Source organism: Nocardiopsis synnemataformans (assembly GCF_965343085.1).
Taxonomy (GTDB): domain Bacteria; phylum Actinomycetota; class Actinomycetes; order Streptosporangiales; family Streptosporangiaceae; genus Nocardiopsis; species Nocardiopsis alborubida.
In genome coordinates, this window is record NZ_CBDRFA010000014.1 from 87,563 (window position 1) to 112,881 (window position 25,319).

A 25,319-nucleotide genomic window follows, 5' to 3' on the forward strand; every position below is an offset into this window, starting at 1 on the left:
TGTCCCACAGTTGCTGAATGAGGGCCAGGCCCTCCCGCGCCTTCATTGCCTACTACGGACTCTACCGCGCCCTAGCCGGCGCCACCGACACCTGAGCAGCGCCTGCTGCGTGTGCTCCTGGACGACGCCGGGAGACCCTCGAATACGCCTTGGCCGAGCGCCTGGCCCGGTACTCCGAGAGCATGCTGACTGATGCTGTGCCCCGTAGTCTGCTGGCCATGGGCACCATCGCGCTGGCCGCACTCGCCACCCAAGTGCGCGGGTGGGACCTGGACATCCGGTTCGGTCACCTCCCCGCTGATTTGCTGCGCTTCCCCAAGGCGCACCTCAAGTTGTTGTCTGAACAACGAAGTTCGCGCCGTGCCAGGCTGGCACGAATCGCTTGCCGCGCACACCTTCTTTTGCTGATTCCGGACGTGTCGCATAGCGTTCAACGCGGACCCTTAGCGTGACATTACAGCAAGGAAGATCCAACCCGCCTTCCCCCGGTACTGCAAGGACAAACATAATGACTTTCCCCAGAAGACTGAACCCGTACCACAGCGTATTCCTGCCTTTCACCGCCACGATGGCGCTTGCCATTACCGCCTGCGGCGCAGGCAGCGCCGGACCGACCCAGGGCGGGGAGCCCTCCCCGACCTCAGGGGAATCACCTTCTCAGGCTCCCACGGCCAGCGCCACAGAAGAAGGTCCCGCACTCGCCTTCACCCTTCCTACGGACTGCGCGGCAGCGGGAGCCGACGAGATCGCCCTGGCCTATCTGCCCGAGGACGCAGAGCAGATTAGCGAGGACGTGCAGGAAGGCGAGGTGCGATGCCCCTTCGGTAGCCGCAGCGGGCAGACGGGGGTCAACCTGGTCTACTCCGAGGGCTTCACCCTGGCCGACATGCCCGACATCGAAGACAACTATGAAACCGTCGCGGAGATGCGTGACGTCGACCTTCACATGACCGACCGGGTGAGCACCTTGGGTGGAGTTCTGGAGACCATGGACATGGGGGATGTCCAGGAGGGGCGCGGGATCCGTCTCCACCTTCCAGGGGGCCTGTTGATTTCCGCCGTCTCCGTCGGGGGCACTCTCGAACAGGCTTTGTCTGCAGAAGAGCTAGACGAGATCCTCGCCGAGGCGGCCGAGGCACTCGTGTAGCCGTCTCCTTATAGCCCAGCGGCCGGTGCCACCGCTCCCGCGCAGGTCCAGGAACCGGGTGCGCACCGTTGGCGGTGTTTACCGCGGCCGTGCGTGAGTGCACCGTAGATCGGGTGTTCGGCGTGCCGGACGAGGTGCTCCAGAACTGGGGGGGCGGCTGGCGTGCTTAGCTCAACGCGGGTCCTCCCCGGTGGCCGATCCGGACGCCAGCCGTGACTGCGTCCGAGGACCACAAACCCCGTTTCGGCGGGGCTCCTGCTCCCACGGCAGAACGGGCGAACAGGAAGCAGCCCGGGCGCCGAGCGCGATTCCTGCGGCCAGTAGTCTGCCGTCGCACACGTGACGGAAACGAGGTAAGACGGCCCGGACGGCGAAGGCACGGCTGTGGAGGCGCGGAACGGTCCCCACGAGGACGACACCGGTGCGGAGAGCGCCGCGACAGATCCGGCTGAGCTGGTCCTGTGCGGGGAGCTGGGTCCCCCCTGCTGCTACCTACGCGCATCGGCGCTGGGCCCTGCTGGTGGACCTGCCCGCGGTCCCGGTCACGTGTTCCCACAGCAGTCGTCGCACGCACGGCCATCCACTCGTCGGGTCAGTGGCGTATAGGTATCGACCGAGCTGCGGGCTCTTGTGACGGTCCACGCAGTAGCACGTGGTGTGGGCCGGCCACTCCATGGCCGGTCCACACCACGTCAGTGTGCCCCAAAGTGCCTGTCGTTCAGGTGCTCGCGCACCTGCTCGGCTATGGGCTGCAGGGTGGTGGAAGCGGAGGCCTCCCACAGGCATCCACCGAGAACCTCGCCCCGGTGGCGGTGGACGCATCGGGCGCCTGGGGTCTCTGCGTGGGGCCCTTGCATCATGATGAACCGGGGGAAGTGCAGGGGCTCAGCCCCTTCTTCTTCCGCAGCCCGTTCGATGCTCAGGGCCTGGCGGTAGGCCGCGGTGGGCAGGGCGAGGGTGGTTCCGTTCACCCCGAGGCGCCGGTTCTGCCAATCCCTCCCGTCCTTGGAGAGGGTGGTGTGCGGTGGAAGGAATGGCGTGAGCGCGTTCCTGATGGTGGCGCGCACCAGCTCCATGGAGGCCTTGGTCTCCTCGTGGTTGTACGTGCGGCTCCTGGTGAGCGCTTGCATGACGGTGATCCAGGTTGCGTGGCTCTCCTCATCGAGTGTGAAGACACCGGATCCCGTCTGAGGGTCGGTGACGGTGTAGTCGAGTTTCGGTGCCATGTGGCCCTCCAGCCTGATTCTTGGGTCAGGTGGTGTGGTGGTAGAGGCGTTCGAGGAAGTGCCGGTCGCCTTCGTCGTCGTCTGCGCTGTGGCTGACCAACCACGTCCGCGCGCTGTCCTCACAGCCGAGCGCGAAGAGGAGGGAGGCGAGGGCGTCCACCTCCGAGCAGGTGAGCCGGGCCGCGAGTTCGTCCGCGAGGTCCCCTTCGGAGAAGGTGAGCACGAAGGTTTCGAGGAGAGACGCGGGGACGAGGACGAGGTGGGAGTCCTGGACCTGGAGCGGAGTGCCTACTCCCTGGTCATCGATCCAGAACAGCAGGTCACCGTCCTCTTCGATGCTGCCGTTGTCGTGGGCGCCGATGTGGTGTTCGGGGAGGAAGCAGGACTCGCTGGGCTCATCGGAGTTGGGAGGGGTGAATGTTGCCTTGCAGCCGGGGATGCCCACGGCGTAGGTCTCGGTGACGGTGAAGGCCGTCCGAGCCCGGTGGCCGAGCGGGTGGGTGGTGTTCCGGCAGGGACCGTAGATGAGGCTGGTGGGGGTGTAGGGGTGAGGTGTGGGGCTGGTGCGTAGGGAGGCGATGGCGGCCGACTGGGTGGGGTGGGGGCCGGTGAGGTCACCTGCTGCCACCAGGGTGTAGTCGATGGACTCGTAGAGGCCGTTGTTGTCGATGGTGGCCTGCGGAGTGCGTTCGGCGCGGGCGGCGCGTCCGTACCAACCGGGAGCCGGTGTCATGACTGGTCCTTGGGAGAGTTGGGGTGGGAGAGGAGGCACGCGGAAGCCGGGGCGTCCTGCATGCGAGGCAGCGGACCTTCGGCGCCAGCAGTGCAGACGAGTAATGCGTGGTGGCACGCGACGGTGGCGCGACTGGCGACGGTCTTGCGCAGGTGTAGGTCCAGGTACTGGACACAGGCGTAAGCGCTCTTCGTCCTCTCGCCCTGCCTCCACAGCACCTCCCACACGGCCGTGCCGTGGCAGGTGATGTCGGGGTAGTTACTCCATGGGGCGGTGCAGTAGTACATGGAGCGCTCCTCATGAGGGGTGGACCGCTCAGGAGCGATCCACCGTTGTGGCATCAGGGCAGGCCAATGGCCAGAGACCGCTCCTTGCCACCGCCCAGGGCGATGACGATGGTGAGCGGCTGGTGGGTGGTGGCGTCGGGGTGGGTGAAGGCCGCCATACCGTGGGGGAGGCCGGTGCGCTTGCTGTGCTTCTCGGCGCGGTCCGCGAGGGCGTCGCAGACCGCGTTGAGGAGATCGAGGAGGCGTTGTGCCTGGCCTTCGTCCTCGTCACCCGTGCTCACGCACCTGCGCCACGCCTCGCGGGAGAGCGTCACCTGCCATCCCTGGAGGCCGGCCTCCTCGGTGACCTCTCCAGATACCAGGACAGGGCCCTCGTGCTCGGGGCGCAGATGCTCGGTGATGTAGGTGGCGTACTCCTGGGAGGTCAAGAAGGACCACCTTTCCGGTCGGTCCGCGATGGCAGCAGAGAGGGCCTTGATGTCGACGAGTTCCGCCGGGTAGTAGGAGCTGCTGCGGACACGCCGGTAGTTCCTGATGGGAGTGGATTCAGGCTCTCCCAGACGGCGGACGCGGCTGATATGACCCTCGCCGGTGATGCCGGTGACGACGGTGAGGTCGTATTTGTGGGGCCCGGCGCCGAGGGTGCCGTCGGTGAGGGTGATGGGAGGCTGGTGGTGGATGATCGCGAGGTCGCCGCGCTTGACGAGGGCGAGGTCGCGGGGGCGTTTGGGGCGAGCGGGTAGCTGCATGGGTTCTCCGATCGAATTCCCGTCCATAACCTTACAAATCTGACATTTGTAAGGTTATGGACGGAGGTGGTGTGCGGCGACGGCTTCAGGGGCAGGCGGGTGGAGGTGTGCGCCTCCGCCCGCCCCGGGTTCAGCTCTTGCGGTACGCCTCGTACCAAAGGGCGAGCCGCTCCAGTGCCCACTCTCGCTCGGTCCGGTCATCCCACGCCTCGACGACGAGGGTGCCTTCGGTGTTGCGGGCGATGGCGTACACGCCGCGGGCGTCGTCCAGGATGCAGACGATGGCGTAGGGGGCGTTGCCCATGGGGACCCCTTCTGGGCCCCACAGCTCTACGACCTCCCACCCTCCCGAGAGGGCGCGGGACCAGTCGTAGCCCACATGTTCGATGGGGCAGGGCAAGGGTGGCAGGGCGGGGTCGGTCAGCTTGGCCAAGGAGTGCCCTTTTCGTGAAGTGGTGGGTGGGGCGGCTTGGCCACCCCACCCCATGAACGGTCAGCTCTCGTCGGGGCGCATGATCGTCAGCACGTGTTCACCGGAGTCGCCCGGGCCGAGGACGCAGAGGAGCCACAGCGGTTCCGCACCCTCCTCCCCGCGCCGCACGCACATGTAGCGGATGTGGGCGCGAAGGCCGTCGGAGGCCACCTTGATGGCGCGCATCGCCTGCCGCAACAACTCGCGCAGACGCTCCTGCTCGGACTGTCCGGGGCCGTCCCCTTCCTCCCATCGCACAGATTCCTCCCAGGCGCCCCGGGTGATCGCGATCGAGATGGTGAACCCGCTGGCGGTGGCGATGTCCTCGGGGACCGCGATCAGCTCCCCGTCCTTGATCAGGTCGGCACGCGTCGCCCCGACGATGACCGGGGCGCCCTCGAACGGGTTGCGGGGGGCTCCGGGGGCGGGGGTGGAGTGGCCGAGGAAGAGCCAGCTCGTGTGTTTCCCGGCGTCGTTAGCCAAGGGGATGGCTCCGACCGTCTGCGCGTCGTCGCGCACACGCGGGTCGCCCACCCGCATCAGCGCGAGCGTGCGGTCGACGGCGTGGGCGAAGGCCATCGGCGTCTCTTCCAGAACGGTGAAGCTCTCGGGAATCTGCTCATCGTCGTTGGCGAACTTCCTGCGCAGCATCTGGTGGGCAGTGGCGGCGTCGGTGTGCTCGACTACCGAGTAGAAAGGTGTGGCTTGCACGAAAGTCCTCCAAAGAACTTTACAACACTTACATTGGTAAAGTTATGACGTGTGTGCGGAACTGGCGTCTGGAGAGGGCTGGCTTGGACGGTGTGATAGGCCTCCACCGCTCTACCGCTGCCATGATGCGAACCATCAGCAACAGGAGGAGTGGACGTGACGGTGGAGGAGACGAGCCAACCCGATCCGGACGCCGAGTACTGGACGATCAACGACATCGCCGCCTACTGGGGGATCAAGCCACAGACGGTGCGCTGGTACAGGGCGCGACCAAACGGCTACCTACCCCCGCAGGACGACTACTTCGGCAGGACCCCTGTGTGGAAGCCGAAGACCGTCATCGACTTCCAACGAGCCGGGCAGGGAAAACGCACCGATCTCGAAGACGAAGGGTCAGACAAGCCGAGAAAAACATGAATGAGGGCCTAAGCGTCTCCCCTCGCTTCCGTCGCCCTGTCGCAGGTGACCGCCCACCGACAACCGTAGGCGGCATGGTTGTTCGTGCAGACTGTCCACGCCTGTGCATACTGGGCTGGGGTCCCGGAACGGCAGAAAGCGTCGTGCCTGATTGGGTCCAAGTCATCACCTTGGGCCAAGCCGCAGGCGTACTGGTGGCCATTACCGCTTTTACCATCACCCTGTGGAAGGTCGTGCCGTGGATGCGCAAGGTTGAGCACGCGATTGACAGCCTCGTTCAACGCCAAGGTGACGGTGAATGCTACGGGTGACGACGTGCTAGCCGTCAACGATGTTGCCAGGCGGCGCGCGATCGCCCCGTCCCAGAGGGCCGCCGTAGAGCGGAACCCCCATCACTCCTCCTTGGTAGGTCGTCGTTCCTGTCCGTCCGGGGCCGCCCACTCCACAATCACACCTAACTCCTGGTGGGCGGTGGCGAGCAGTCCGTGCCACTGGTACGACTTCATGGACCGTAAATTCTGGCCGTCATGTGTGAGGGAGTGGCCGTCTATAGTTGTCACGACCAATCGGGTCGGGGGCGGCATAGGCCCCTTGACCTCCGATTAGGTGGCCTACTGGGAACGCAACTTTGTGGAGCGGGCGACCAATCTGATCAAGCGGAATTGGGCGGTCGCGACCCGTTATCTTGGACGGGACCATGCGGGTGGCCTCGATCCGGACCGATTCAAAAACAGTGCACAGGTGGGGCCGCTACGTATCGTGGGCCTAGGTGTGCTGGTACAACACTGAGCGCCACACATGCCCCGAGGCGGGCGTACGCCCGCCCTGACCTGGGCCGAGGACACTTTTGCCGTGCACCGCGTCGTTGCGGCCCAGGCGCTTCTCCTGCTGGTGATCGGTGCTGACCGTACCATCGGCAAGGATGGCATTCGCCCACAATCTGTCCTACCTAGTACCCGAGCTGAACGGGAGCAGCGGTTAAGCGGCCCTCCCGCTACGGGGTCGACGCTACCGCGTATACCTCGCCCCGACCCGTCCAAAGTTCCTGGACATCGCACGCGATGGAGTGAGGCACTACCTGCGCCCATTCACGGGGCGGTGTGGGCGTCCAATGTACTGCCAGGTAGGTGGGGTGTTGCGGCTCTCGGAATTTACTTCCGTTCCGCCCTGGACTCATACTGGACCAGGTATGGACATGACCTTCTATACAGAAGGTGTCATACACCAGAAGGAGAGCTATGGACGGGACTGCCGGATCCCCCGGTGCTGAGCGCAAGAACCGGGCAGTATTCGATGCGCTGGCCGCAGCGGATATCACACGGTTGGCTCGCGGCAAGGTGACCGAAACAGAGGAGGTGGACCGTATCCGCAGCCGGTACCTGCCCCACGATCGATCCCACTCTTTGACAGATAAGGAGTTCGACCGTCTCTTCCTGGAGTGCCGTTACACAGCCTTCCGGCTGGAGACACTTCAGGTCTACGACGTCGGCTACGAGAGGGAGGCGTTTGCGGCGTTCCTGGCTGATGGCGAGCTTGCTGCGTCCGACTCTCAACTGGAGTGGAACCGCATCATCAGCCGCGGCCCTCTTTTCCATCGCGTTCACGTGGTCACCGAACCCCTCACCGATTACGTGCGCTTCGAGTGCGTCTGTGCCTACCGCCACAACGTCCAAGCGGGCGAGGACGTCCGTATCCTGCCCACCCGGAAAGGCACCTGGCCCGAGGGCATTCCCCAGTACGACTACTGGCTGTTCGACTCCCAGTACCTGGTTCGGATGCACTACACCACCGATGGCACCATGCTCGCCCCTGAGCTGATCACGGACCCCCATCAAATCGTGACCGCCAACGTGGTGCGAGACCGGGCACTACACCGCGCTGTCCCCTTCAGCGACTACGACCGGCGGTTTGATGTCCGCATGCGCCCTCACTTCTTTGACGTATGAGCTGCGTCGCTCCTGGCCTGCTCCCATCAGCATGCCTGGCCACGCCCATCAGCTGGAGGGGCTCAGCGGCCCTGGTGAGAAAGACTCGCCGGTCGTCGACCTCGGCGATGATCACCTCGATCCGCTAAAGGGCCACGATGTTTCCGGTGTGTTCGGCCGCCGCGGTGTGGGACAGGTCAGATGTGAAATCCGTTGTCTGCGAGGACCTGGTCGGCCAAGGTCAGGGTGGTCTCCCGGGTTTGAGAATTCACGTGCCGCGGGTCGTACCAGATGAGGCTGTAGAAGAGGTCGGAGACGGTGTACACCGCGGTGTTGTCGCCGGGGTGGCGGCGCTCCTTGTGGTGTTCGTGCCACCAGGCGCACACCAGGTCGACGTCGTGGGCTCCGCCGACGTCAACGAACAGTGCCTTGTCCTCGGTCAGGGCGCCCATATGCCACCAGTTCCCCCAGTTGCGAGCGTCTCCGATCAGGGCCAGGTGCCAGGTGTGCCCGTGCTGGGCCGCCTGATGGACCAGGGCCCAGGCCATGAGGGGGCAGGCGCCGGAGCGAAACCACTCGATCGTCTGCGTGGTGATCCGGTGAGGGGACACGTCCGTGGTGAACTGGCCGTAGGTGAGTCTGACCGGGGCCGCAGAATTAAGCGCAGGGATAGCCGCTTCGGCCGGCGTAGAGTCCATCAGATCACCTGTGATTGTTCGGCGCGGCGGTGACGTTCATGCTCGGCCAGAGTGCGAATGCGACGGTCCACGGCCCGCACCGACAGGCCGGGGTGGCGAGCTTGCAGGGTTGCGCGCAAACAGGTGTTCCACGCGGAGTTGGTGGTCAGCTCGTACAGATGCTCAGCACCCCGGAGCAGTCGCTGCACCAGGTCGGGCAGGTCCGCAGCGTGGTCGGCCATCGCGGTCAGGCGCGCCCACACCTGCGGCTCGTGGCCGTAGGCCGACCGGTAGGTGCTGCGCTCACGTGCGATACCCACGCGGGCACGCTCCAGGGCGTCTGCGCTGGGAGGCAGATCCAGTGTTTCGTGGAGGCAGGCCAAGGCTGCGGCGCGGGCCGCAGGGTCCAAGTCAGGGCAGGTGGCCAACGCGTCAAGGGCACGGGCCAGTTCGGTGGCGGTAGGCGCCGTGGGTGCAGGCATGGCGGTGATCCTTTCAGCGCAGGGCAGTGTGGTGTTCGTCCAAGCCACAGGCAACTTCGGCCAGACGCAAGGTGAACTTGTTGGCGTAGTCGATGTGACCGAGCGCGGTTGACTCCACCTCACGCACCCTCTCAGCGGTGATCTCGGCCAGACCGCGGCGGGCGCGTTCGGTGTTGACCGCTGCGGTGAGCATGTCGCGTTCGTCGAACACCCACCTAGGGTGGGCCTCCTCGCCCCGCTGGTGCAGGTCCGTGCGGTGGGCCCGTCGGGGGTGGGCGTGGGTGAGCAGGGCACGTAGGCGCTCGTGGACCTGCGTCAGTTCGGTGTACATGCGCTCTTCTCGGTCGTGTGCTAGCGAAGCAGGTGTGCGGTCATTCGGGCGATGGTGGGCTGGAGAGCGGCGGAAGTGACCATTTGCCGTTGCTGGTATTGCTCCAGCCACCACCGCCCTGTGTCAACGCGCATGCGCACGATCCAGGGCGCATAACAGGAGTACCCGCCGAGGGGGGCCAGGCGCACCTTGCCGATCAAAGGTGTCGGCGCGTCCACGACGAACCACAGGTCGTCAGTGCCGGGCATCGGTACCGGACGGGTACTCGGAAGGCTGCGGAGCAGGCGGTGAACATGCTCGGCCACGTCCCGACGACACTGCTCTTGAAGAGCACGTTGCTGGTTCGGTGAACGTAGAGCCCCTGCCTCCTCCTGCCGGTAATGATCGAACAACGGTGCTTGCAGATTGGGCGTGCTGGGGGCCACGGATGCTTCGGACAGCCGGTCCCGGAGTTCTGGTTCGGTGAGCGGGGTCTCACCGAGCCGCTTGAAGGTGCGACGGTCAAGTTGGTGATACTCGTTCAGGATCCAAACGGTCCGTTGCTTCGCCTCGTCTGCGGTCTGGCCCACGTATCCCATGCGACAGGTGCTGCGCAGGTTCTCGGGGAAGGACTGGGCTGGCGCACGATACAGCTCCCACCCAGCCACAGTGCCCTGGGTCAGATGAAAGGTCTCCCCCCACCAGGAGCACTCCCAGGTGTGGTGCGCGGTTTGCACCCAGACGGGCGCTTGCAGAGGTTGATTGGCGAAGCGCTCGGACGGCTCTCGGCAGTGAATCACCGTGAGGCCTCACGCATCTCGGCATGGAGCCAGGACAGGGTCGTTGGGGTCGACACCATTGGCGATGGCCATCTCCCTGTAGGAGTTGTAGAGTTCGGCGCCGCCGGTGTCCAGGGTGTCAGGGTCCACCGGATTCAAGCGCACGGCGAGGTTGTGCTCGGCTCCGCGCAGCAAAAACCCCACACAGGTCTGGACATGCTCCTTGCCGCTGGTGTGGCAGCCGAAGAGGCGCTCGGACATGTTGTAGGCGGTGCGAGCAGAGCGGCGAAACGCCTCAACGGGGAACGCCCCCGCCTCAGTGTCCCGGCGCCAGGGACAGTCCCCGCAGATCTTCCTGCGGGAGTGATTATCGGCTTCCATAGAGAGGACCCGGTAGTCATCACTGCAAAGATGTGCGCCTTGGACTTTGGCGGGCGTTCTGGCTGTCATGGATGTGTTTCTCCTATCGCTGGTGGGGATTGGGCGGCAACAGGACTTCACCTCTGCGGCGTTGGAGGGGCGTCGTGGGAAATTAGCTCAGCGATGTGGGGCCAGAGTAGGCGGATCGTCTGCTCCAGTTGGGCGCGCTGGAAGTCCACGAGAACGCTGCGGGGCTGCTGTTCCTCAGGGGCAACGATCCGGTCCATGATGGCTTTAACCTGGGCCTCGGTAGGGCGGGTCATGGTGGCTCCGTTCGAGACATGTGGTCAGTTACGAGGACGGCGCTCGATCTGGTCGAGTAGTGCAGCAACATCGGAAGACCCTGCCCCTGCCGCAGCCAGAGCGTCGTGCCAGAGTGCGGGCAGCCACCCACGGGCCAGGCCGTCGTTGAGGATCCGCCCCAACCAAGCCGTTTCCAGTTCGTCGTAGGTGCACAACTCCTGCTCCACAGCCCAGTCCCGCAGGTGTCGTGAGGGGTCATCGGGAGAGCCGGGGATCTTGGCGGCGCCGATCGCGAGTTCAACCAGGTGCAGGGCCAGTACGGTTCCGGGTGTAGAAGCGGCGTTACCGGACCGGGCGACCTCATCGAGCAGGCGGCCAAGTGCAGCCGGGTCGCCGGTGTCCTGGGCACGGTGGAGTTCCGTTCTGATCTGGTGGCTCCATGCCTGCATAAGGGGGTCAGCGACGACGTCGCGGGGGTCGGTGTCCATGGGCTCGCCCTTCTGGCCGCCTGAGGCGTCGGCCTGCCTTATGGCTTGTCTACTCTTGACCGGCGCGGTGAACATGAGCGTGTCCGCCGCTTTCGCGGCTTGCTGGAGCTCAGTGGAGGTCATCGGGTTGTTGTAGCTGTACAGATGGGTGATGAGCACCGTGGCTGACCCGTGGGTGACCAGGTTCAGGTAGAAGTCCTCGGGCACCTGGCCCTCGAAGGTAAGGGGAGGACCAGAGGTGGGGACGCAGTGCACCCGCACTCCGTAGCGGTCCTCTGCACGGACCGGTTCGATGTGGAAGCTCTCCTGCGTCTGGGACCCGGTCAGCGGCACGAGCGGGATGGGCAACCACACCCCTGCGGAGGAGCGACCGAGGATGATCGCCTCCATCGAGGGGTTGAGGATCAGGGTTGGTATCGCGCCGGGAGTGGCTGCGGGCAGCAGAGAATCCAGGGCGTAGGTGCTCCACTGACGCGCCGGGAGCAGGCCAGGATCGCTCCATCCTGCATCTCGGCAGTAGGGGTGGTAGAGCGCCGCTTGGACCTGGGGGCCGAACACGTCGAAGACCAACGAAGGACGCGGACCTTCCATGAGGGTCTTGCCGCAGTGCTGGCAGTCCCATAGGTGCAAGCGTTTGAGGACCCGGGTGAGGGAGATGCGCTGGCCGTCGATACCAGCGATGGTCACGTCGGTCTGCTGGAGGGGCACAAGAACTCCTGGTGGTTTCACGGCGGAAAAGATCAGGCGCGCGGGTTGCTGTCCCCAGGGCCAGGGGAGAGCACCATCTTCTTTGTTCTGAACAGATAGGCCGCGCTCAGGGCTGCACCGACCAGGAGAACCAGGACGCCGGGCCAGTACAAGGAGGAGAAGGAAGCCCCGAACATCAGCCCGATACCGCAGGCGATGAGCACCGGCGGCCAGAACCGTAGCCAGAACGGACCAAGGGCGGAAGCGGAGTCAGCTGCCTTGCGCTGCAGGGCCCCTAGCTCTCCGATCTGGAACATGATCAGTTCGGCCATAGCCGCGTCCAGCGAGGCCTGCTCCAGCACACGCAGGGCGTAGTGCTCAGGGATGTCAAGGTCGGGGTGGGCGGCAAGGTCGCGGGCGGCCTCACCCAAGGTGAGGTCGCCGGAGACGAGCCGCTCGCGTAGGTGCTGCAGCTCCTCGATGAGGGACATGGTGTTTCTCCCGGATGTTCACGGTTGGGGGTGCATCGGGCCCTGTGCGCCGCGCAGGATGTGGCAAGCGGGGGCTGATGGTTCTGGTGTTCCTGTGTACTTAGTCAGGTGGTGGGGGCGTAGCCGTTTTTGATCCTGGTGCCGTCAGGGCGTATCCCGGTGGGCAACAAGGAGGAGGCCTTGATGGAGCGTTTTCGTTTGCCGTTCGTATCGGTGACGGTGACCTTCTCCCCACCGTCATACTCGGCCACGACGAGGGTGATGCTGTCGCGTGGGGCCAGGGAGACGAACTCGCGGCCTGCGTAGATGTGGGGGTTGGTCGGGGAGATGGGGGTGATCGTGGCCCGGATCTTCATGGCATCGAGCAGGGTGCGCACGAGATTAAGGCCTTCCTCCTCACTGTCAGGCAAGCGGACGGACACCGATTCCTTGTCTATTCCGTCCTCGGTCGCGGTCGCGGTAATCGCTCCGTTGGCGATCTCCAACCGGTCATCGTCAGGATCGACGTAGGTGTAGCTCATAGGGGCCTCGGTTCGATGTGTCGTTGATGCGTACGGAGGGGAGGTATTCGCGCTGAGGCATCGGTTTGGATGGATGAAAAAACGCAGGTCCCGGCAGGGAGTCAGGGCGGGACGTTGGGGTTAACGCCGTTGGCGATGGCCATCTCCCGGTAGGAGTGGTACAGCTCGATGCTGTCGGTGTCCAGGGTGTCAGGATCCACCGGGTTCAAGCGCACGGCGAAGTTGTGCTGGGCGCCGCGCAGCAGAAACCCGGCACAGGCTTGGTCATGGTCCTTGCCACTGGTGTGGCAGCCGAAGCGGTGCTGGGACAGGTTGTAGGCGGTGTGGGCCAAGTACCGGAACGCCTGGACAGGAAACATGCCCACCTCGGTGTCCCGGCGCTAGCGGCAGTCACGACCAGCTTGCCGTTCTTCATTTGTCCTCGGGGCCAGAGGAGGGCTTCCTCTTCTTGCTCGCGATTAGGTAGGCCACGATCAAGGCCGCGCCGACCAGGGTGATGATTAGGCCAGGCCACCACAGCCTGGTGAAGGCCGAGCCGAACATCAGGCCGATCCCGAAGGCGAGCACGGTCTGGGGCCAGAACCGCAGCCAGAGCGGAACGGGGCGGGTTGGGGTGTGGGTCACGGGTGCAGCTCCTCGTGGGCTTGGGGTCCGGGTGTCCTGTTCCGATGAACCAAGACAGGCGACCCGGTGGTTTGCCGATCGGAGTGGAAGGCGGCAGTCCCGCGTCCCACTCCGACAGGACAGAACTGGTTCTTGTCTCACTCAATCGGGCCACTTCCGGCAGCCGCCAGGACATCGAGCGGCACTAGCTTCCCGATTGACCGAGATCGTCAGCGCACCTGACCTCGTTGACCGGGACTTTCCTCAGTTGAGTGAGACGGGACAGCCGTCGCGTGGTTGGAAGCTGAGCGTCCGGTAAGCAGCGAATAGCCGGTGCGGCGGGTGCGGCCGTCCGTGTGCAGCTTGCGCAGGGAGACCCAGCGTTGACGCCGCGGCGTCGTGGTGTTCTCAACCCATGCTGAAGGCCCCAAGTAGTAGTCATGGTCGATGTTCAATACGCGGATGGTGGTCTTGCTGGTGTTGGAGGCGTAGTGCTGGCCGATCGCGACGGGGGTGGCGTCGGGCGCGGTAGGGGGCATCGTGGGGCTCCAAGTGTGCTCGGATCGGCGGCCTTCGTATGCGTGCGGAGACCGGGGCCGGGTTTGGCCTCTTAGTCTGCCGCCTCAGGGGTGCTCGCAGGGCGGTTCCGGTGGTGTGTGGCTTCGAATCGCATGCCTCACCGGGCGAACCCTCAACTTCCGATAATGGACCTTATCGAAAGTTGGTCTGTAAGTTCTAGTTCCAAATGAAACTAGAAGGCTTCCGCTATCAGATGGAAGTATTGCTAGAGTGTGGGGATGGATACCGAACCCACCACGGCGGCCCCGGCCCTGTCCGGGGACCAGTGCGGCCTCTCTCAATGCCGACGCCCCCTTCCGGCCCGCACCGGCAGGGGCCCACGCTACGAGTACTGTCCTGACCGCACCTGGGATTACGACGGCAAGACCCTCACCTGCCGCGAACTGGGCGACGCCGAGAAGAAGTGGACTACCGTGTTCGGCCGCGCGCCCGCCGACACCGTCCTGACTGACCTACGCGCGGCCGTGGCCACCGCCGGCGAGCCCCTAGGACAGCTAGCCGCGGTCCTGGAGCGGGTACGCACCGAAGTGGGCCAGCACGCCGACGCCGCCCTGACCGAGGCCGCGCAGGCCCGCGCGGCCGCCGCAGACGCCGAGGGCCGCGCCCAGAGCGCCGCAGCCGAGACCGCGACGGCCCAGCGCGCCCGCCAGGCGGCCGAAGAAGACCAGCGCGCGGCCGAGCAGCGCGCCCGCGAGGCCGAAGGCGTCGCCGACCGCGCCCAGCGCGCCGCAGCGGCTGATCGGGAGGGCGCCGCGGTGGCGCGTGGCGCCGCTGAGCGCCTGGAGGAGGAGAACGAACGCCTGCGCGCCGCGGCCGACACCGCCTCCGGTAAGGCCAACGCCGCAGCGGCCCGCGCTGAGCGCGCCGAGGCCCAGCACCAAGCTGCGGCTGAGGAGCGCGACCGGCTCCGCGCCCAGCTGGAGACCGAACGGGGGGAGTGGACCATCGAGCGCACCCGCCTGACCGAGCAGATGAACCGGCTCAGCACCGACTACGCCGTGCGCTTGGACGAACTCCAGCAGGCCCACACCGACGCCCAAGAGCGCACCGCACGGGACCACGCCGCGCAACTCGCCGACCTCCAGCGCCAGGCAGGACGCGCTGAGGTGCTGGCCGAACGGATCGGTGATCTGGAAGGCCAGCTCCGAGCGGAGCAGGACCGCGACCGCGACCAAGAGCAGGCTTCCACCGAGGTACGGCACGGACTGGAGGCGATGCTGCGCCAGCTCCGCGAGGAGCCGCATGCTCCGCAGGAGAACCTGGTCGATTTGGTCGTGCGAGCGCTGCGGTTCGCGCAGACGCCGGAGGTACGCAAGGCCGCTCATGCCCTGGTGGACATCGACGACCGGGTGGTGGGCGTGTGCAACGTGGCCGTCGACCACCATGACGGCCTCATTCCTGACGGACACCTGCCCACGAGCGTGCTCGACCGCCTGGAGCGAGCCGGGCTCACCGAGGAGAAGGAGTTGCGCCGCGTCACCGCTCTGGCTCGGGAGGCACTGCCCGTGGCCACCGCGATGGCCATCCGCAACAACCACCCCCTGACCTGAACCCGGCAGGAACCCTGCACCAGAAGTCCCGACGTCCTCCTGGCGCACGCCGCCTCGACGCACCTTTGGAAACGAAGACCATCGTGCCACCGAACCCTCGCGAACAGCCACAACGCTCAAAGAGTCTGCTCGCCTACGCCTTGGACGCCATCGACGACGGCACCTTGCACCGTGTCAAGGCTGTTGGTGTCGTCTCGGGTGTGGTGGTCGCCTGCGTGCTCGGTATCCCAGTTGGTTCTGCCTATTGTGTGCATCTGCGCTCCGACGGCGTCGCCGGGCGCGTCCAAACGCAGTTCGCAGGAGACATCATTTGAACGTCGTGTTCTACTACGTGCTCTACGGAGCGCTGATCAAGCCCTGGCTCCGCCACGGGAAGAACATGGACCGCTCCGACATCCCCGTCGCGATTGTTCGGCGTTTCGGTGAGCTAGCCATGGGGGAGCGGCGGTCCGCCGCTCCCCCTAGGGGCGCTTCCTCATCAGGAGGGAGTGGCCCTTCGTCGTGTCCGGGCCAGATATCTGGAGATGCCGTGTGTACGGCATGCCGTACACACGGCGCGTTCCATACGTTGGCTATACCGTGCGAGGTTCGACGGGCGCGTCGATCCCGCCGTTCTGCCAGGCTCGAAACAGGCGCGCCAAGCGCACGTCTTCAGGGCTTTCTCCGACGAACTCGGCGAACTGCTTCTCGGAGACCAGGATGGCTTCCCCCAGCAGATCACCCATGGCGTCCTCCAGAGCAGAGGTGCCCAGTTCGTATTCCCCTTCCTCCTGGAGCCGGTTGTGGATGACGTCGTGGGCGTCCTGCATGAACCCGTCCCCGATGAAGACGTAATGGCCCTCGGGCATCAAGTTCCACAAGCCACCAGCAGCGTGAATCTCCGCCGAGTCGTACTCGGCCACGACCCTGCCTGTCAATACCTCGGTGAAACGCACGCCTCGTTCTGTGCTGCGTTCGGACACCGCGGTCTTGCCGGTTCGCTTCTCCTCTTCCCTGATCATGTCCAGCGTGCCCTTGGCGTAGGCAAGGGTTCGGCGTACTTCGTTGGTCACGTCCTCTTTGAGGATGTCGAGGAAGTCCTGCGGATTCTGAGCGGTCTGGTCTTGCATGTGTCCTCCGAAGAGCTCGTCTGCCAACGCCAGAATGGCGTGTTCTTCGTGGGTGTGCTCAGACAATGCTTGAAGCGAGGGCCGAAGATCAGCGTGCATCGCTGTTGAGGACGCCTGCGACACCAGCTCCGACACTGACTCGTACTCCTTCACCTGCCACGGACGCGGTGTCGTGGTGACTGTCCCGGTATGCGGTGGTGGGTCCGGCTTGGGACAGGCACGTAGCGGCGGCGCGCGGGGAAGCGTCGTGGGAACGGCGCATGTGCGGGATCCAAGCGGTGGCGCGGACCTGGGTGGCCTGGTCGGGGCTCAGCGGGGGCTCCTCTCGGGGTGTGGCCCTGCGGGGCTGATGGTGTCCAACTCTCAGGGGATGGTGTGGGTCAGAGCGGGAGTGCGGGCTGTTCCCAGGCGGGTTCGGCCGGGGGCGGAGGCGGGGCGGTCGCGCGGCGGGGCGCTGTCCGGCAGGTACAGGCGCAGTCCCGAGGCGGCGTCCACACCCGGTAGTGGGACCCGGGCGCCCAGTACAGGTCCGAACCGTGCGAATCCAGGATCCAGGTCTCTTCCAACCGCGGCCAAGAGACGCCCATGCAGGTCCCGTGATAGCCCGCCCGGCACTGGCCGCATTCCGGGGTGGCCAGGTGCAGGCACGAGTTCTGCCCGATGCGGCGGGCTTGCATGAGGCGGCGTCCGTGCTGGGGCCGGTGTGCATGTGTCCTGATCCACTCGGCCTGCTCATCAGCCAACGGCGGCTGGGTCACCTCCCGCTCCTCCCGGTCGGGTCGGCGTCGGCGGTGGGCAGCGAAAGCCCGACCTGCTCCAAGTCCCACACCAGGTTCCCAGCGTCCACCCCGCCGTGCTCCGTGGCCGAGCGAACCCACTCGGAAACAGTGCGGAGGATGGTAGCCTGCTGCTCCTCTAACTCCCCGACGCGGGCCTGAGCTTCCGCCACCGCCTGGGCGGCACCCTCCCCTATGGGTACGTACTGCACCCACCCAGCGGCATCAAGCTCAGCGGTTCTGACGAACCGGCCCCGGGAGTTCTCCACAGGGATGAACCACGGGGCGTTGGTGGGTCGGAACTCCGCGATGTGCCGCTGGTCGGGGGACACGCGGATCTCGAAGCCGCGGTGGGCGTCGGGGTACTGGAGGTCGGTGCTCATCAGGTGGTCTCCCTGTCGTCGGCCCGCATCCGCTGGTTCTCTTCCTTCAGCTCTCGGTAGCGGGCCCGTGCGGTGCGGGCGTCCGCCTCAGCCTCCAGGCGCAACGCGTGCGGGGTCTTGCCTTCCGCGCGTTGGACCGTCACCGTGTACCGGCCGGGGTGAGCGGGGTGGGCGGCGTCGAGCTCCACGTAGTTGGGTGCGCCACCCAGCATGTCGATCATCGACGCGACCAGGGCCCGCATCAGCTTTTCTGGGGGGCGGAGCCGGACTGTGGTCCCGTGCCCGGGGGATCCGCCGATCCCGGTCAGGAGGGTTTCGTCCGGGTCCACCCCGGCCGCTTCATGGATGGCGACCTCAGCGGTCAGCCCGCGCACCTGCGCTTCCAACTCTCCGATGCGGACAGCCTGGGCTTTCACCTGCTCGGCCAGCTCGGCGTCCGCGCCTTCCTTCTCCTCGGCCAGAGGGCGCTTCCACGTGTTGGCTTCGGCCTCACGCGCCAGCTCGACCTGGCGTTCGGTGTAGGCGCGGCGGCGGGCCGCGTCCGCTGCCACGATCCCCATCACGGCGTCGGCGCAGGCAAGGTGATTGCCCTGGTCGTTGTAGGTCGCCCAATCGCCATGCGGGCGGCCGTGCTTGAAGATGACCTCCGCGATCTTCTCTCTCAGGCCCATCACGCCTCCTCTCCTCGTAGGGCGCGGGCCAGGGACTCGTGAGCGTAGCCGGGAATGCCCGGTTCGTTGGCTACGAGCTGGAGGAAGCGCGCCTGCTGCGTCGCCCGGTCGTCCTCCCACGCCGCGATCAGCCGTTCGGGGTCACCACCCCAGTGAGCTTCGACCTCAGTCCGCGGGTCGTAGTCGACTCCGGCCGGGGTGCCGATCCTGTTCGCGAGGACGTCCATCACCACCTGGGCGACGTGGTCGGCTTCGGCGCCGGACAGGCGGGTCACGTTCTTCCCGGCCTGGGCGTTGCGGATGGTGGCCGGGCTGAGCCGGATCGGGACGGTGAGCGCAGCGGCGGCGAACCGCTCGTACAGGGGGGACCGCTCGTCGTGGTTGTCGGGGGTGCGGGCTTCCCCATCGGCCAGGAGTTCCAGGTGGTCGGTGGCGTCCTTCCATCCGGCCCCGTACCAGACCGGGCCGGTGAGGGCGGTGGCGTCGATGGGGGTTTGGCGGAGGTGGTGGGCGGCCCAGCGGAGGATGTCGGCGCGGGTGCCTTCGTCGCTGGGGGCTGCGTTCTCCAGCTCCCGCACTCGGCCCACCAGCGCGGGCACGTCCTGCCGGGCGTGCGCGACGAACCGGGAGTTGGCGTAGCTCTCCGCTTCGGGCCGGTCGGCAGCGAAGGCCGCGATGTCTCCCCCGTTCTCCGTGCCGGTGGGGGTGGTTCGCGGTTGGGCCTGCACCGTGTAGGTGCCGCCCAGGTCGCGATGAGATCCCCAGTGGCCGGGGGTGGCGGCGTTGGCGCGTTTCTCGATCGCGTCGAGGTCCATCACGGCTGTTCCTTCGTGTTGAGCGGGACAGGCAGGTAGCTGGTGACGCTGTTGTTGCAGGTGGTCACCGTGATCGGGGTTCGGTCCTCAGCAGCCAGTTCCAGAGCAGCGGTGACGTCGTAGTGGCTCTGCTCGTAGGTGTCGATCTCGACCGAGCGGGCCAGGGCGGCGGACTGGCGTTCCTGCTCGGCTCTGATCACCCCCATGACCTTGTCGGCGCGACGCTCGGCCTCGACCCAGCGAAGGCGTTCGGCCATGGCGGAGGAGGCGTCGGGGGCGACGTACAGGGCGGCGGCGATCGCGGCGTGCAGCGGGTCCGCGGTCTCCTCCACGCCGGGGTTGGTCTCCTCGCAGCGGTCCCCGTGCAGCAGGGGGCGACCGAAGCGGAACGCAGCGGCGCACCCGTGGCAGCAGAACCCCGCCGAGTTCACCCCCGGGCGGGGACAGCAGCGCGACTGGCACACCGCCGGGGCAGCCGGGGCGGGCGGCTCCCATCGGACGCCGGGGCAGTTCCGGTACACGCCGTCGTCGTTGTAGCGGTGGCGGTCGTGCGGCCACGGAACACCGCAGATCAGGCCGAAGTTACTCATCGTCGGCCCCGCACACGTGGTCAGCGGCGGCCTGGACGACACGGAGAAGGCTGTGGTCCCCACCGGTGAACTCGACCAGGTGCCCCTCCGCCCCCTCACCGCTGCCCGCCGGGACGTGGTACAGAGCCGGGTACGCCCCCTCGGTGATGTAGAACTCGGACAGGTCGGTGCCGTTGATGCGCAACAGCTCGGTCGCCGCCAGGGTGGTTTGAGCGGGGCTGAGGATGGTGTTCGCGCCGCCGTCGTCGTCGGCGAGGTTGATGTGGACGCGGCCGTGCTCGGCCCTGGCGCCGAACCCGCATCCGCCGTTGTGGGAGGAGATGAAGAAGGAGCCGGTGCCGCCGAAGTGGCGTAGGTCGGGTTCGGTGGGGTGGGGCAGGTCGGGGGTGGCGGGCTGGTCAGTCATCGGGGGTGTGCTCCTCGGGGTTTGGGGGTCGCGGGTTCCCTCACGGATGGAGGAGAGAACCCGCGACCGGGTCGGTCAGCTACAGGTCGGGGCGGTCGGTTCGTTCAGGACACGTCGGGCCAGGGTGAGGGCGGCGGTCCACGGGGCGTGACCGGGCTCGTGGGGGTGGAACGGCGCCCACATGCCCATTCCCGCGTCGAGCCCTTCGAGGAGGGCGGCGGTCGCGGTCGCGGCTTCCCGGTCCCACACGGCCAGATGAGCGGCTGTCTGCTCGGCGCTCCCGGTGTCGTCTCCGATACCTCCAGCCCAGGGGCGGGTAGCTCCGATCGGGTCACCGTCACCCGCGAGGATCGCGAGGTTGTATCCGCGGATCGGGTTCGGGTCGACCGTGTAGGGGCCTTCGGGGGCTCCGGCGGCCAGTACGCGGAGACGGCGGGCGGCGCGGCGCATCAGGTCCCGTTCGTGCTTCTCGCGGGCCTGCCGGGCGGCCCACTGTTCGTCGGTCATGCGGCCCATCACGCTCCCTGGTCGGTGTCGGCGGGCGCGTACCCGGACAGGTACCGGTCACCGTTGGGCTTGGTTCCGGGCGGCCGCAGCGAATCCGCCTTGACTGGGCGGCGCTTCCCACTGGTGTCCGTGACCTCGACCGTGGCCGTGTACGGGTTCACGTGACCAGCGACAACGAGGACCGTGGAGTCGCCGGGGCGGCAGTGGGCGAACCGGCGGCCGGGCCGGATGTGGTCGTACCGGTCACCGTGGACAGCACTCGCGGGCCGGATGCTGGCGAGGGCGTCCGGAGACAGCACCAGTAGGGCCCCGGATGGCACCACGACCATCCAGGAACGCTGCTCGTCCAGGTGCACGCGGGCCTGCTCGAAGTCCAGCGGGGGCAGGAACGCGGGGCGGCGGGTGGTGCTGGCCTCGGCCAGAGCGCGGATCTCCTCGGCCGAGCCGGGGCCGGTGTGCTGTAGGGCGGTGACCGTGGCGGGGGCGAGGCTGATGCGGGTGGGGGCCATCAGGTGTTGTCCTTCGCGGCGAGAAGGGCGCGGGCGGTGTCCAGGGCGGCGCGGCGCTCTGCGGATCGGGTCGGGGTGGCCGTGATGACCGGCTGGGTCGGCCACTCGGCGGCGGTAGCGCGCAGCCAGACGGCGACGGCGCGGGCCACCGGGGGTTGCCACAGGGTGATGTGGGCGGCGTTGCCCTCGTGCGACATGGGCTCGGTGACGACGTACTCCAACAGGTCGTCGTCGCCGGTGTCGCGGATGATCCGGTCGCCCCGGTCGAGGCTGATCCACGGGCCTTCGGTGGCGGCGTCCGCGATCTCCTCGGCGACGGTCGCGGCGGCCAAGAGGACGTTGATCGGATGGTCAGGAGAGAGACCACCACCAGCAGCAGCATCCCTGGCGGGGTCGCTGTCCACCCCTAGGCGCCGGTTGCACGCCACGCACGTCACGGGGGTGTCCGGGGGGAGGATGGTGTCCTGGCCCCGAGTCAGGTTGAACTCCTTCCGGCACGCGGCGTGGGCGATGATCCGGCGGATGCCCGGGTACTGGGGGTCGTGGTGGTTCTTGGCGGGGAGGGCGTGGACGGCGCGGCCACCGGACACACGGCCTCGGCGGGGGTAGTCGTTCGGGTTGCGGGTCACGGGTTCTCCAGGGTGAAGAGGGGGTGCTGCCCGGCGGCGGCGAGCGCGGCGGCGGTCGGTCTCACGGGGGTCGAAGGTGCCTTCGTCGATCTCCCGGTACCGGTCGGCCATCTCCTCGAACATGGCGCGGCCGTCGCACTGGGCGGCGTGGGTCCCGGCCATGTCGGGGTGGTGCTGGTGTCCGAACTTGGTGATCTGGCGTTGGCGTTCGGCGTCGATCTCAGCGGCGAATCCGGCGACAGCAGGGGTCTTGTAGGGGGTGGCTGTGTCTCCGAGGTGGACGTTCAGCCAGTCGCGCAACCGCACCGTCTCGGCCCGGTCCAGCGGGTGAGCGACCCCGTCCGGGTAGTCGTCCACGACCACGAGCACCCCGCTTGTGCGCGAGCTGGTGACCTTCATGCAGCCGTGGAGGATGTCGCCGCTGACGAACTCGGGAGGCTTGTGCGTGGCCAGGTAAGTGTGGGTCTCAGGCTTCATCGGTCTCCTCGCGGATCAGTGCGGCGGTCTCGGCCTGCTCGGCGCGGCGAACCTGCCGGGGTGTACGGGCCCGGGTGGGGCAGTCAGGGCCAGGGGTGGCCCGACAGTGCGAACACCACGCAGGGCTCACACGGCCGGGCATGCGGGCATCAGCCACAGGTCAGCTACTCCAGTACGAGGCCAACAACCACACCGGGGCCTCCTGGGTGGGGGGCAGCCCCAGGGCGGTAAGAGCGCGGGACAGGCGGGCGTCCACGTCCCCTTGAACAACCGCCAGCTCGACCGGGTCCACGGTCTCCGGGTAACCGCGGATCGCCGTGCGCTCGTGGGCGGTGAGGATGTACTCCGTGCACGAACCGCAGCAGTGAGAGACCACCTCGACGCCGAACGTCGCGAGCGCGTCCCGCCTCCGCTCGTGGTAGCCGTGCGCCTCCCAGTCGGTTTCGGTGAACCCGGCGGCGGCCAGCAACTGGTTCTCCACCGCCGTCCCGAAGTGGTCTTCCTCGTGGTCGAACCAGCCGACCGCGAGACCACCACCGAACGTGTCGACCTCGCGGACCTTCCAGTCCTCTTCGCCGCCGAGGTCGCAGCCGTAGGCGAGGATGGCGTTGGTCGAAGTGCCCACGGTCAGTACTCCAGGTTCGGGGAGAGGGTGAGCCCGGCGCGGCGCGCGAACTCGGGGAGGCTGATGATGCCGTCTAGGTCGGGGTCGTCGTCGGTGTTGAAGCTGGTGATGAGGTTGCGGTCCTCGTCCTGGACGGTGCCGTGGCCGTGCCGGAACCGCAGGTACATGTAGTCGCCGCTGGTGTTCCAGACGTCCCACTGGGACGGGCAGCCGTAGCAGATTTGGGCGGCGCGGACGATGGTCACTGTCGGGTCTCCTTGAGGACGTCGGTGACGGTGCGGCCCATGACCGTCAGGTGCGGGGCGATCTCGCGGGCGCGGCGCATCGCTTCGGGGTACGGGAACCGGTGGTCGGCCAACCATCCGGGGGTGCGTTCGGACGGGCGGGTCTCGTACTCCCACTCCCCCGACCGGGACAGGCACTCAGCGTGGCGGGTCACCGCCCACAGGTCGTGGCCCCGGTACTCCACGGCGAGAGTGAAGTGGGAGGCGTCCGGGTGGGTTTCAGGGACGGCCGACACCCAGTAGGTGATGGGCTCCACCCGAACCCCATCCGCCGGGGGCGGGTCCACCGGGCGCTTGCGGGCGCGCACCATCGCGGCGGCATCGGCCCCGCCGCGCACCCCAGCAAGCGCCCATTCGACACCGTCGTGGGCAGCCAGCTCGACAGCGGCTTCCTCTAGGGCCCGGTTCGCACCGACCTGGTACGCCTCGGTGATGGCCTTGTGCACCAGGGCGGCGAGTTCGGTATCCCCTGTACGGTCGACGACCAGGGTGTGCATGGGCTGGGCGATCTCGGTCATCAGTGGAACTCCCAGGTGTCAACCCACCGGCGGCGGCCGGTGTGCTTATGGCGGGCCTTGCTGCGTTCCCGGAGGCGGGCAGCGACGCGGCGGACGTAGCGGACCTCAGCAGCCGTCAACCCCTTGATCCGCCACCGGTTCACGGCCTGGTGGAGCATGGCCCCAAAGAACGCAATGCCCACCCCAACGGCAGCCAGGGCGACGGCGGCGAGGATGATCGCGGCCGACCACATCAGGACGAGTTCAGGCACGGCCCGTCTCCTTGCCGGTGATTGCCTCGAACAGGGCCTTGACCCACCGGCAGTCCCCCAACGCGGTGTGCCGGGCGTAGTCGCCGGGGTCGATGCCGAACGCTCGGGAGATGTCCGTGGTCTTGTACGGAGGTGTGGGCGGCAGGTAGCCGGTCTCGCGCAGCTCCTCCCGAGGGGAACCCATCAGCCGCCCCGCGCCGAGGGTGATCACGTCCACCATCCGGTAGTGGGCGGCCCACACCTGCCCGTGCTCGGCGAATAGCGGGGTGAGCATGTCCTTGTCGAAGGTGGGGTTACTACCGATGACGACGGACCCGGCGAGGATGCGGGCCAGCCTGCTGGCGACCAGGCGCGGGTCCTCCGGCTCGTCCTTGACGGTCCCGATGCCCTGCGGGTGGCGGTCCCAGAACCCGCCAATCTCCAGGGCCTTCGGATCGGCGTTAGTCAGATCCACCGGGAGCAACATTGAGTACTCGCGGGTGGGCTGGCCGAGCTCTTCCACGATCACGGCTACCTCCCATGGGCGGTGGATACGCGGAATCAGGCCGGTTGTTTCACAATCGAGGTAAGCGCGCTTGGTCATGAGGATTCCTTATCGTCAGAGGCACGGGAAAAGGGAAGCATTGTGTCCACGAGGACAGCAGCGGCAACGGACACTGAAAGCAGGCATAGGAAAAGCATGAGTAAACTTTCTGGAGGGCAGTAGTGAGCGCCACATAGGCCACAGAGGTGTCGTCGGACCGAAGGAGTGCTCGGAGACCATGTGAGCTTCCGGAGTCGAAAACTCGGTCGTATGCAGTGCGGTAAGCCCACTTCCGGCACCTGTTCGTTCCGGACGGTTCAATGGGAGCGGCGGGGGTGTCCTGGCGGTCGTACATGCTCACGGGGGTGCGGCTAGTCGAATATTGGCCAAAGACGAGGATGAACGCGGGCATCCCCGAGCAGCAGGGCATGGGTGGTGGTGCTCGAACTCAGTTTTTTCCATCGTTCTCAAGAGCGGGCTCAACCACGCCTGGAGTCTGATGCTGCGCAGAGGATGAGTGTGGTTCTATTGCGGTTTAGAACGGTGGCTTAATGGAATTTGATCTTGCGTGCCAAGAGGCAGATGAGCTTTAAACTGGGCACTCTGCGCTGAGAGCAGCCGACAGTACAAACACCAGTCAGCTGCTAGATAGTCGTGAACCAGCCGTTCCTGGACGCGGGTTCGAAGCGATACCGGGAACCTTCACCCTCGAAACAGCGGGTAATCGTTCGAGCAGTGGTAGAACTTGT

The 25,319-nt window shown here is 66.7% G+C and carries 38 protein-coding genes and 1 pseudogene; 7 read left to right on the forward strand and 32 right to left on the reverse strand.

Annotated features, from left to right (window positions below; genetic code table 11):
* Positions 1–218 precede the first annotated feature (218 nt).
* Both ACSIH6_RS10720 and ACSIH6_RS10725 read left to right on the forward strand, forming a co-directional pair.
* Entirely contained in the window at positions 219–452 is a 234-nt protein-coding gene (locus tag ACSIH6_RS10720; protein ID WP_435108095.1) for a hypothetical protein, read from the forward strand.
* Between the two features lie 56 nt (positions 453–508).
* Positions 509–1,147: a hypothetical protein gene (locus ACSIH6_RS10725; protein WP_435108096.1), complete on the forward strand. Its 639-nt coding sequence runs from the start codon at positions 509–511 to the stop codon at positions 1,145–1,147.
* Between the two features lie 692 nt (positions 1,148–1,839).
* Here ACSIH6_RS10725 and ACSIH6_RS10730 read toward each other — a convergent pair.
* The 6 genes from ACSIH6_RS10730 to ACSIH6_RS10755 form a co-directional block, all read right to left on the reverse strand.
* The gene (locus tag ACSIH6_RS10730) at positions 1,840–2,373 is read right to left on the reverse strand and encodes a hypothetical protein (protein WP_435108097.1); all 534 of its coding nucleotides are present in this window, start codon (positions 2,371–2,373) and stop codon (positions 1,840–1,842) included.
* A 25-nt stretch (positions 2,374–2,398) separates the two neighbouring features.
* Complete coding sequence (locus ACSIH6_RS10735; protein WP_435108098.1) at positions 2,399–3,106, reverse strand: hypothetical protein; 708 nt, start codon at positions 3,104–3,106, stop codon at positions 2,399–2,401.
* On the reverse strand, positions 3,103–3,447 hold the full coding sequence (locus ACSIH6_RS10740) for a hypothetical protein (RefSeq protein ID WP_435108099.1): 345 nt from the start codon (positions 3,445–3,447) through the stop codon (positions 3,103–3,105). Before ACSIH6_RS10740 ends, ACSIH6_RS10735 begins: the two co-directional genes overlap by 4 nt.
* The gene (locus tag ACSIH6_RS10745) at positions 3,447–4,142 is read right to left on the reverse strand and encodes a hypothetical protein (RefSeq protein WP_435108100.1); all 696 of its coding nucleotides are present in this window, start codon (positions 4,140–4,142) and stop codon (positions 3,447–3,449) included. The genes ACSIH6_RS10740 and ACSIH6_RS10745 overlap by 1 nt, the downstream gene beginning before the upstream one ends.
* Positions 4,143–4,272: 130 nt before the next feature.
* Positions 4,273–4,575 carry a hypothetical protein gene (locus tag ACSIH6_RS10750; protein WP_435108101.1) on the reverse strand — a complete coding sequence of 101 codons (303 nt, stop codon included), beginning with the start codon at positions 4,573–4,575 and terminating at the stop codon, positions 4,273–4,275.
* A 60-nt stretch (positions 4,576–4,635) separates the two neighbouring features.
* Positions 4,636–5,325, reverse strand: a complete 690-nt coding sequence (locus ACSIH6_RS10755; protein ID WP_435108102.1) for a DUF6573 family protein — start codon at positions 5,323–5,325, stop codon at positions 4,636–4,638.
* 156 nt (positions 5,326–5,481) lie between these two features.
* Here ACSIH6_RS10755 and ACSIH6_RS10760 point away from each other — a divergent pair, with 156 nt between their 5' ends.
* The 3 genes from ACSIH6_RS10760 to ACSIH6_RS10770 all read left to right on the forward strand — a co-directional run bounded on the left by ACSIH6_RS10760 (position 5,482) and on the right by ACSIH6_RS10770 (position 7,688).
* Entirely contained in the window at positions 5,482–5,742 is a 261-nt protein-coding gene (locus ACSIH6_RS10760) for a hypothetical protein (RefSeq protein ID WP_435108103.1), read from the forward strand.
* A 143-nt stretch (positions 5,743–5,885) separates the two neighbouring features.
* The gene (locus tag ACSIH6_RS10765; protein WP_435108104.1) at positions 5,886–6,053 is read left to right on the forward strand and encodes a hypothetical protein; all 168 of its coding nucleotides are present in this window, start codon (positions 5,886–5,888) and stop codon (positions 6,051–6,053) included.
* Positions 6,054–6,980: 927 nt separating this feature from the next.
* A complete protein-coding gene (locus tag ACSIH6_RS10770; RefSeq protein WP_435108105.1) occupies positions 6,981–7,688 on the forward strand; it encodes a DUF6879 family protein in 708 nt (235 codons plus the stop codon).
* Positions 7,689–7,864: 176 nt separating this feature from the next.
* On the opposite strand, the gene ACSIH6_RS10775 is transcribed toward ACSIH6_RS10770, so the two are convergent.
* The 11 genes and pseudogenes from ACSIH6_RS10775 to ACSIH6_RS10825 all read right to left on the reverse strand — a co-directional run bounded on the left by ACSIH6_RS10775 (position 7,865) and on the right by ACSIH6_RS10825 (position 13,907).
* Positions 7,865–8,365, reverse strand: coding sequence for a hypothetical protein (locus ACSIH6_RS10775; RefSeq protein WP_435108106.1), 501 nt, complete (start codon positions 8,363–8,365; stop codon positions 7,865–7,867).
* Positions 8,365–8,664, reverse strand: a complete 300-nt coding sequence (locus tag ACSIH6_RS10780; RefSeq protein ID WP_435108107.1) for a hypothetical protein — start codon at positions 8,662–8,664, stop codon at positions 8,365–8,367. Before ACSIH6_RS10780 ends, ACSIH6_RS10775 begins: the two co-directional genes overlap by 1 nt.
* A gap of 175 nt (positions 8,665–8,839) precedes the next feature.
* Entirely contained in the window at positions 8,840–9,157 is a 318-nt protein-coding gene (locus tag ACSIH6_RS10785) for a hypothetical protein (protein ID WP_435108108.1), read from the reverse strand.
* A 20-nt stretch (positions 9,158–9,177) separates the two neighbouring features.
* A complete protein-coding gene (locus ACSIH6_RS10790) occupies positions 9,178–9,726 on the reverse strand; it encodes a hypothetical protein (RefSeq protein WP_435108109.1) in 549 nt (182 codons plus the stop codon).
* A gap of 219 nt (positions 9,727–9,945) precedes the next feature.
* Entirely contained in the window at positions 9,946–10,365 is a 420-nt protein-coding gene (locus ACSIH6_RS10795; protein ID WP_435108110.1) for a DUF6283 family protein, read from the reverse strand.
* A 257-nt stretch (positions 10,366–10,622) separates the two neighbouring features.
* Positions 10,623–11,774, reverse strand: coding sequence for a hypothetical protein (locus ACSIH6_RS10800; protein WP_435108111.1), 1,152 nt, complete (start codon positions 11,772–11,774; stop codon positions 10,623–10,625).
* A gap of 32 nt (positions 11,775–11,806) precedes the next feature.
* Entirely contained in the window at positions 11,807–12,244 is a 438-nt protein-coding gene (locus ACSIH6_RS10805) for a hypothetical protein (RefSeq protein WP_435108112.1), read from the reverse strand.
* A 104-nt stretch (positions 12,245–12,348) separates the two neighbouring features.
* Complete coding sequence (locus tag ACSIH6_RS10810; RefSeq protein ID WP_435108113.1) at positions 12,349–12,765, reverse strand: hypothetical protein; 417 nt, start codon at positions 12,763–12,765, stop codon at positions 12,349–12,351.
* Between the two features lie 101 nt (positions 12,766–12,866).
* A pseudogene (locus ACSIH6_RS10815) lies at positions 12,867–13,133 on the reverse strand (DUF6283 family protein); the annotation flags it as partial.
* A gap of 43 nt (positions 13,134–13,176) precedes the next feature.
* Entirely contained in the window at positions 13,177–13,389 is a 213-nt protein-coding gene (locus ACSIH6_RS10820; protein WP_435108114.1) for a hypothetical protein, read from the reverse strand.
* Between the two features lie 209 nt (positions 13,390–13,598).
* Positions 13,599–13,907, reverse strand: a complete 309-nt coding sequence (locus tag ACSIH6_RS10825) for a hypothetical protein (RefSeq protein WP_435108115.1) — start codon at positions 13,905–13,907, stop codon at positions 13,599–13,601.
* Between the two features lie 258 nt (positions 13,908–14,165).
* Here ACSIH6_RS10825 and ACSIH6_RS10830 point away from each other — a divergent pair, with 258 nt between their 5' ends.
* Together ACSIH6_RS10830 and ACSIH6_RS10835 are read left to right on the forward strand one after the other, a co-directional pair.
* Positions 14,166–15,497 carry a coiled-coil domain-containing protein gene (locus ACSIH6_RS10830; RefSeq protein ID WP_435108116.1) on the forward strand — a complete coding sequence of 444 codons (1,332 nt, stop codon included), beginning with the start codon at positions 14,166–14,168 and terminating at the stop codon, positions 15,495–15,497.
* A 65-nt stretch (positions 15,498–15,562) separates the two neighbouring features.
* Positions 15,563–15,811: a hypothetical protein gene (locus ACSIH6_RS10835; protein ID WP_435108117.1), complete on the forward strand. Its 249-nt coding sequence runs from the start codon at positions 15,563–15,565 to the stop codon at positions 15,809–15,811.
* 258 nt (positions 15,812–16,069) lie between these two features.
* On the opposite strand, the gene ACSIH6_RS10840 is transcribed toward ACSIH6_RS10835, so the two are convergent.
* The 15 genes from ACSIH6_RS10840 to ACSIH6_RS10910 all read right to left on the reverse strand — a co-directional run bounded on the left by ACSIH6_RS10840 (position 16,070) and on the right by ACSIH6_RS10910 (position 24,555).
* A complete protein-coding gene (locus ACSIH6_RS10840; RefSeq protein WP_435108118.1) occupies positions 16,070–16,741 on the reverse strand; it encodes a hypothetical protein in 672 nt (223 codons plus the stop codon).
* A gap of 228 nt (positions 16,742–16,969) precedes the next feature.
* Positions 16,970–17,101 carry a hypothetical protein gene (locus ACSIH6_RS10845; protein ID WP_435108119.1) on the reverse strand — a complete coding sequence of 44 codons (132 nt, stop codon included), beginning with the start codon at positions 17,099–17,101 and terminating at the stop codon, positions 16,970–16,972.
* Between the two features lie 259 nt (positions 17,102–17,360).
* Positions 17,361–17,765 carry a hypothetical protein gene (locus ACSIH6_RS10850; protein ID WP_435108120.1) on the reverse strand — a complete coding sequence of 135 codons (405 nt, stop codon included), beginning with the start codon at positions 17,763–17,765 and terminating at the stop codon, positions 17,361–17,363.
* On the reverse strand, positions 17,765–18,436 hold the full coding sequence (locus ACSIH6_RS10855) for a hypothetical protein (protein WP_435108121.1): 672 nt from the start codon (positions 18,434–18,436) through the stop codon (positions 17,765–17,767). Before ACSIH6_RS10855 ends, ACSIH6_RS10850 begins: the two co-directional genes overlap by 1 nt.
* The gene (locus ACSIH6_RS10860; protein WP_435108122.1) at positions 18,436–19,254 is read right to left on the reverse strand and encodes a hypothetical protein; all 819 of its coding nucleotides are present in this window, start codon (positions 19,252–19,254) and stop codon (positions 18,436–18,438) included. The genes ACSIH6_RS10855 and ACSIH6_RS10860 overlap by 1 nt, the downstream gene beginning before the upstream one ends.
* A complete protein-coding gene (locus ACSIH6_RS10865) occupies positions 19,251–19,841 on the reverse strand; it encodes a hypothetical protein (RefSeq protein ID WP_435108123.1) in 591 nt (196 codons plus the stop codon). Before ACSIH6_RS10865 ends, ACSIH6_RS10860 begins: the two co-directional genes overlap by 4 nt.
* On the reverse strand, positions 19,834–20,247 hold the full coding sequence (locus tag ACSIH6_RS10870; RefSeq protein WP_435108124.1) for a hypothetical protein: 414 nt from the start codon (positions 20,245–20,247) through the stop codon (positions 19,834–19,836). The genes ACSIH6_RS10865 and ACSIH6_RS10870 overlap by 8 nt, the downstream gene beginning before the upstream one ends.
* Positions 20,248–20,322: 75 nt before the next feature.
* Positions 20,323–20,754, reverse strand: a complete 432-nt coding sequence (locus ACSIH6_RS10875) for a hypothetical protein (protein WP_435108125.1) — start codon at positions 20,752–20,754, stop codon at positions 20,323–20,325.
* 8 nt (positions 20,755–20,762) lie between these two features.
* A complete protein-coding gene (locus tag ACSIH6_RS10880) occupies positions 20,763–21,263 on the reverse strand; it encodes a hypothetical protein (RefSeq protein WP_435108126.1) in 501 nt (166 codons plus the stop codon).
* Positions 21,263–22,369, reverse strand: coding sequence for a hypothetical protein (locus ACSIH6_RS10885; RefSeq protein ID WP_435108127.1), 1,107 nt, complete (start codon positions 22,367–22,369; stop codon positions 21,263–21,265). The genes ACSIH6_RS10880 and ACSIH6_RS10885 overlap by 1 nt, the downstream gene beginning before the upstream one ends.
* A gap of 160 nt (positions 22,370–22,529) precedes the next feature.
* Positions 22,530–22,994, reverse strand: coding sequence for a hypothetical protein (locus ACSIH6_RS10890; protein WP_435108128.1), 465 nt, complete (start codon positions 22,992–22,994; stop codon positions 22,530–22,532).
* 2 nt (positions 22,995–22,996) lie between these two features.
* Positions 22,997–23,239: a hypothetical protein gene (locus ACSIH6_RS10895; RefSeq protein ID WP_435108129.1), complete on the reverse strand. Its 243-nt coding sequence runs from the start codon at positions 23,237–23,239 to the stop codon at positions 22,997–22,999.
* Entirely contained in the window at positions 23,236–23,796 is a 561-nt protein-coding gene (locus ACSIH6_RS10900; protein ID WP_435108130.1) for a hypothetical protein, read from the reverse strand. The genes ACSIH6_RS10895 and ACSIH6_RS10900 overlap by 4 nt, the downstream gene beginning before the upstream one ends.
* A complete protein-coding gene (locus tag ACSIH6_RS10905; protein WP_435108131.1) occupies positions 23,796–24,047 on the reverse strand; it encodes a hypothetical protein in 252 nt (83 codons plus the stop codon). The genes ACSIH6_RS10900 and ACSIH6_RS10905 overlap by 1 nt, the downstream gene beginning before the upstream one ends.
* Positions 24,040–24,555 (reverse strand): hypothetical protein, encoded by a 516-nt coding sequence (locus tag ACSIH6_RS10910; RefSeq protein WP_435108132.1) that lies wholly within the window; start codon positions 24,553–24,555, stop codon positions 24,040–24,042. The genes ACSIH6_RS10905 and ACSIH6_RS10910 overlap by 8 nt, the downstream gene beginning before the upstream one ends.
* Positions 24,556–25,319 lie beyond the last annotated feature (764 nt).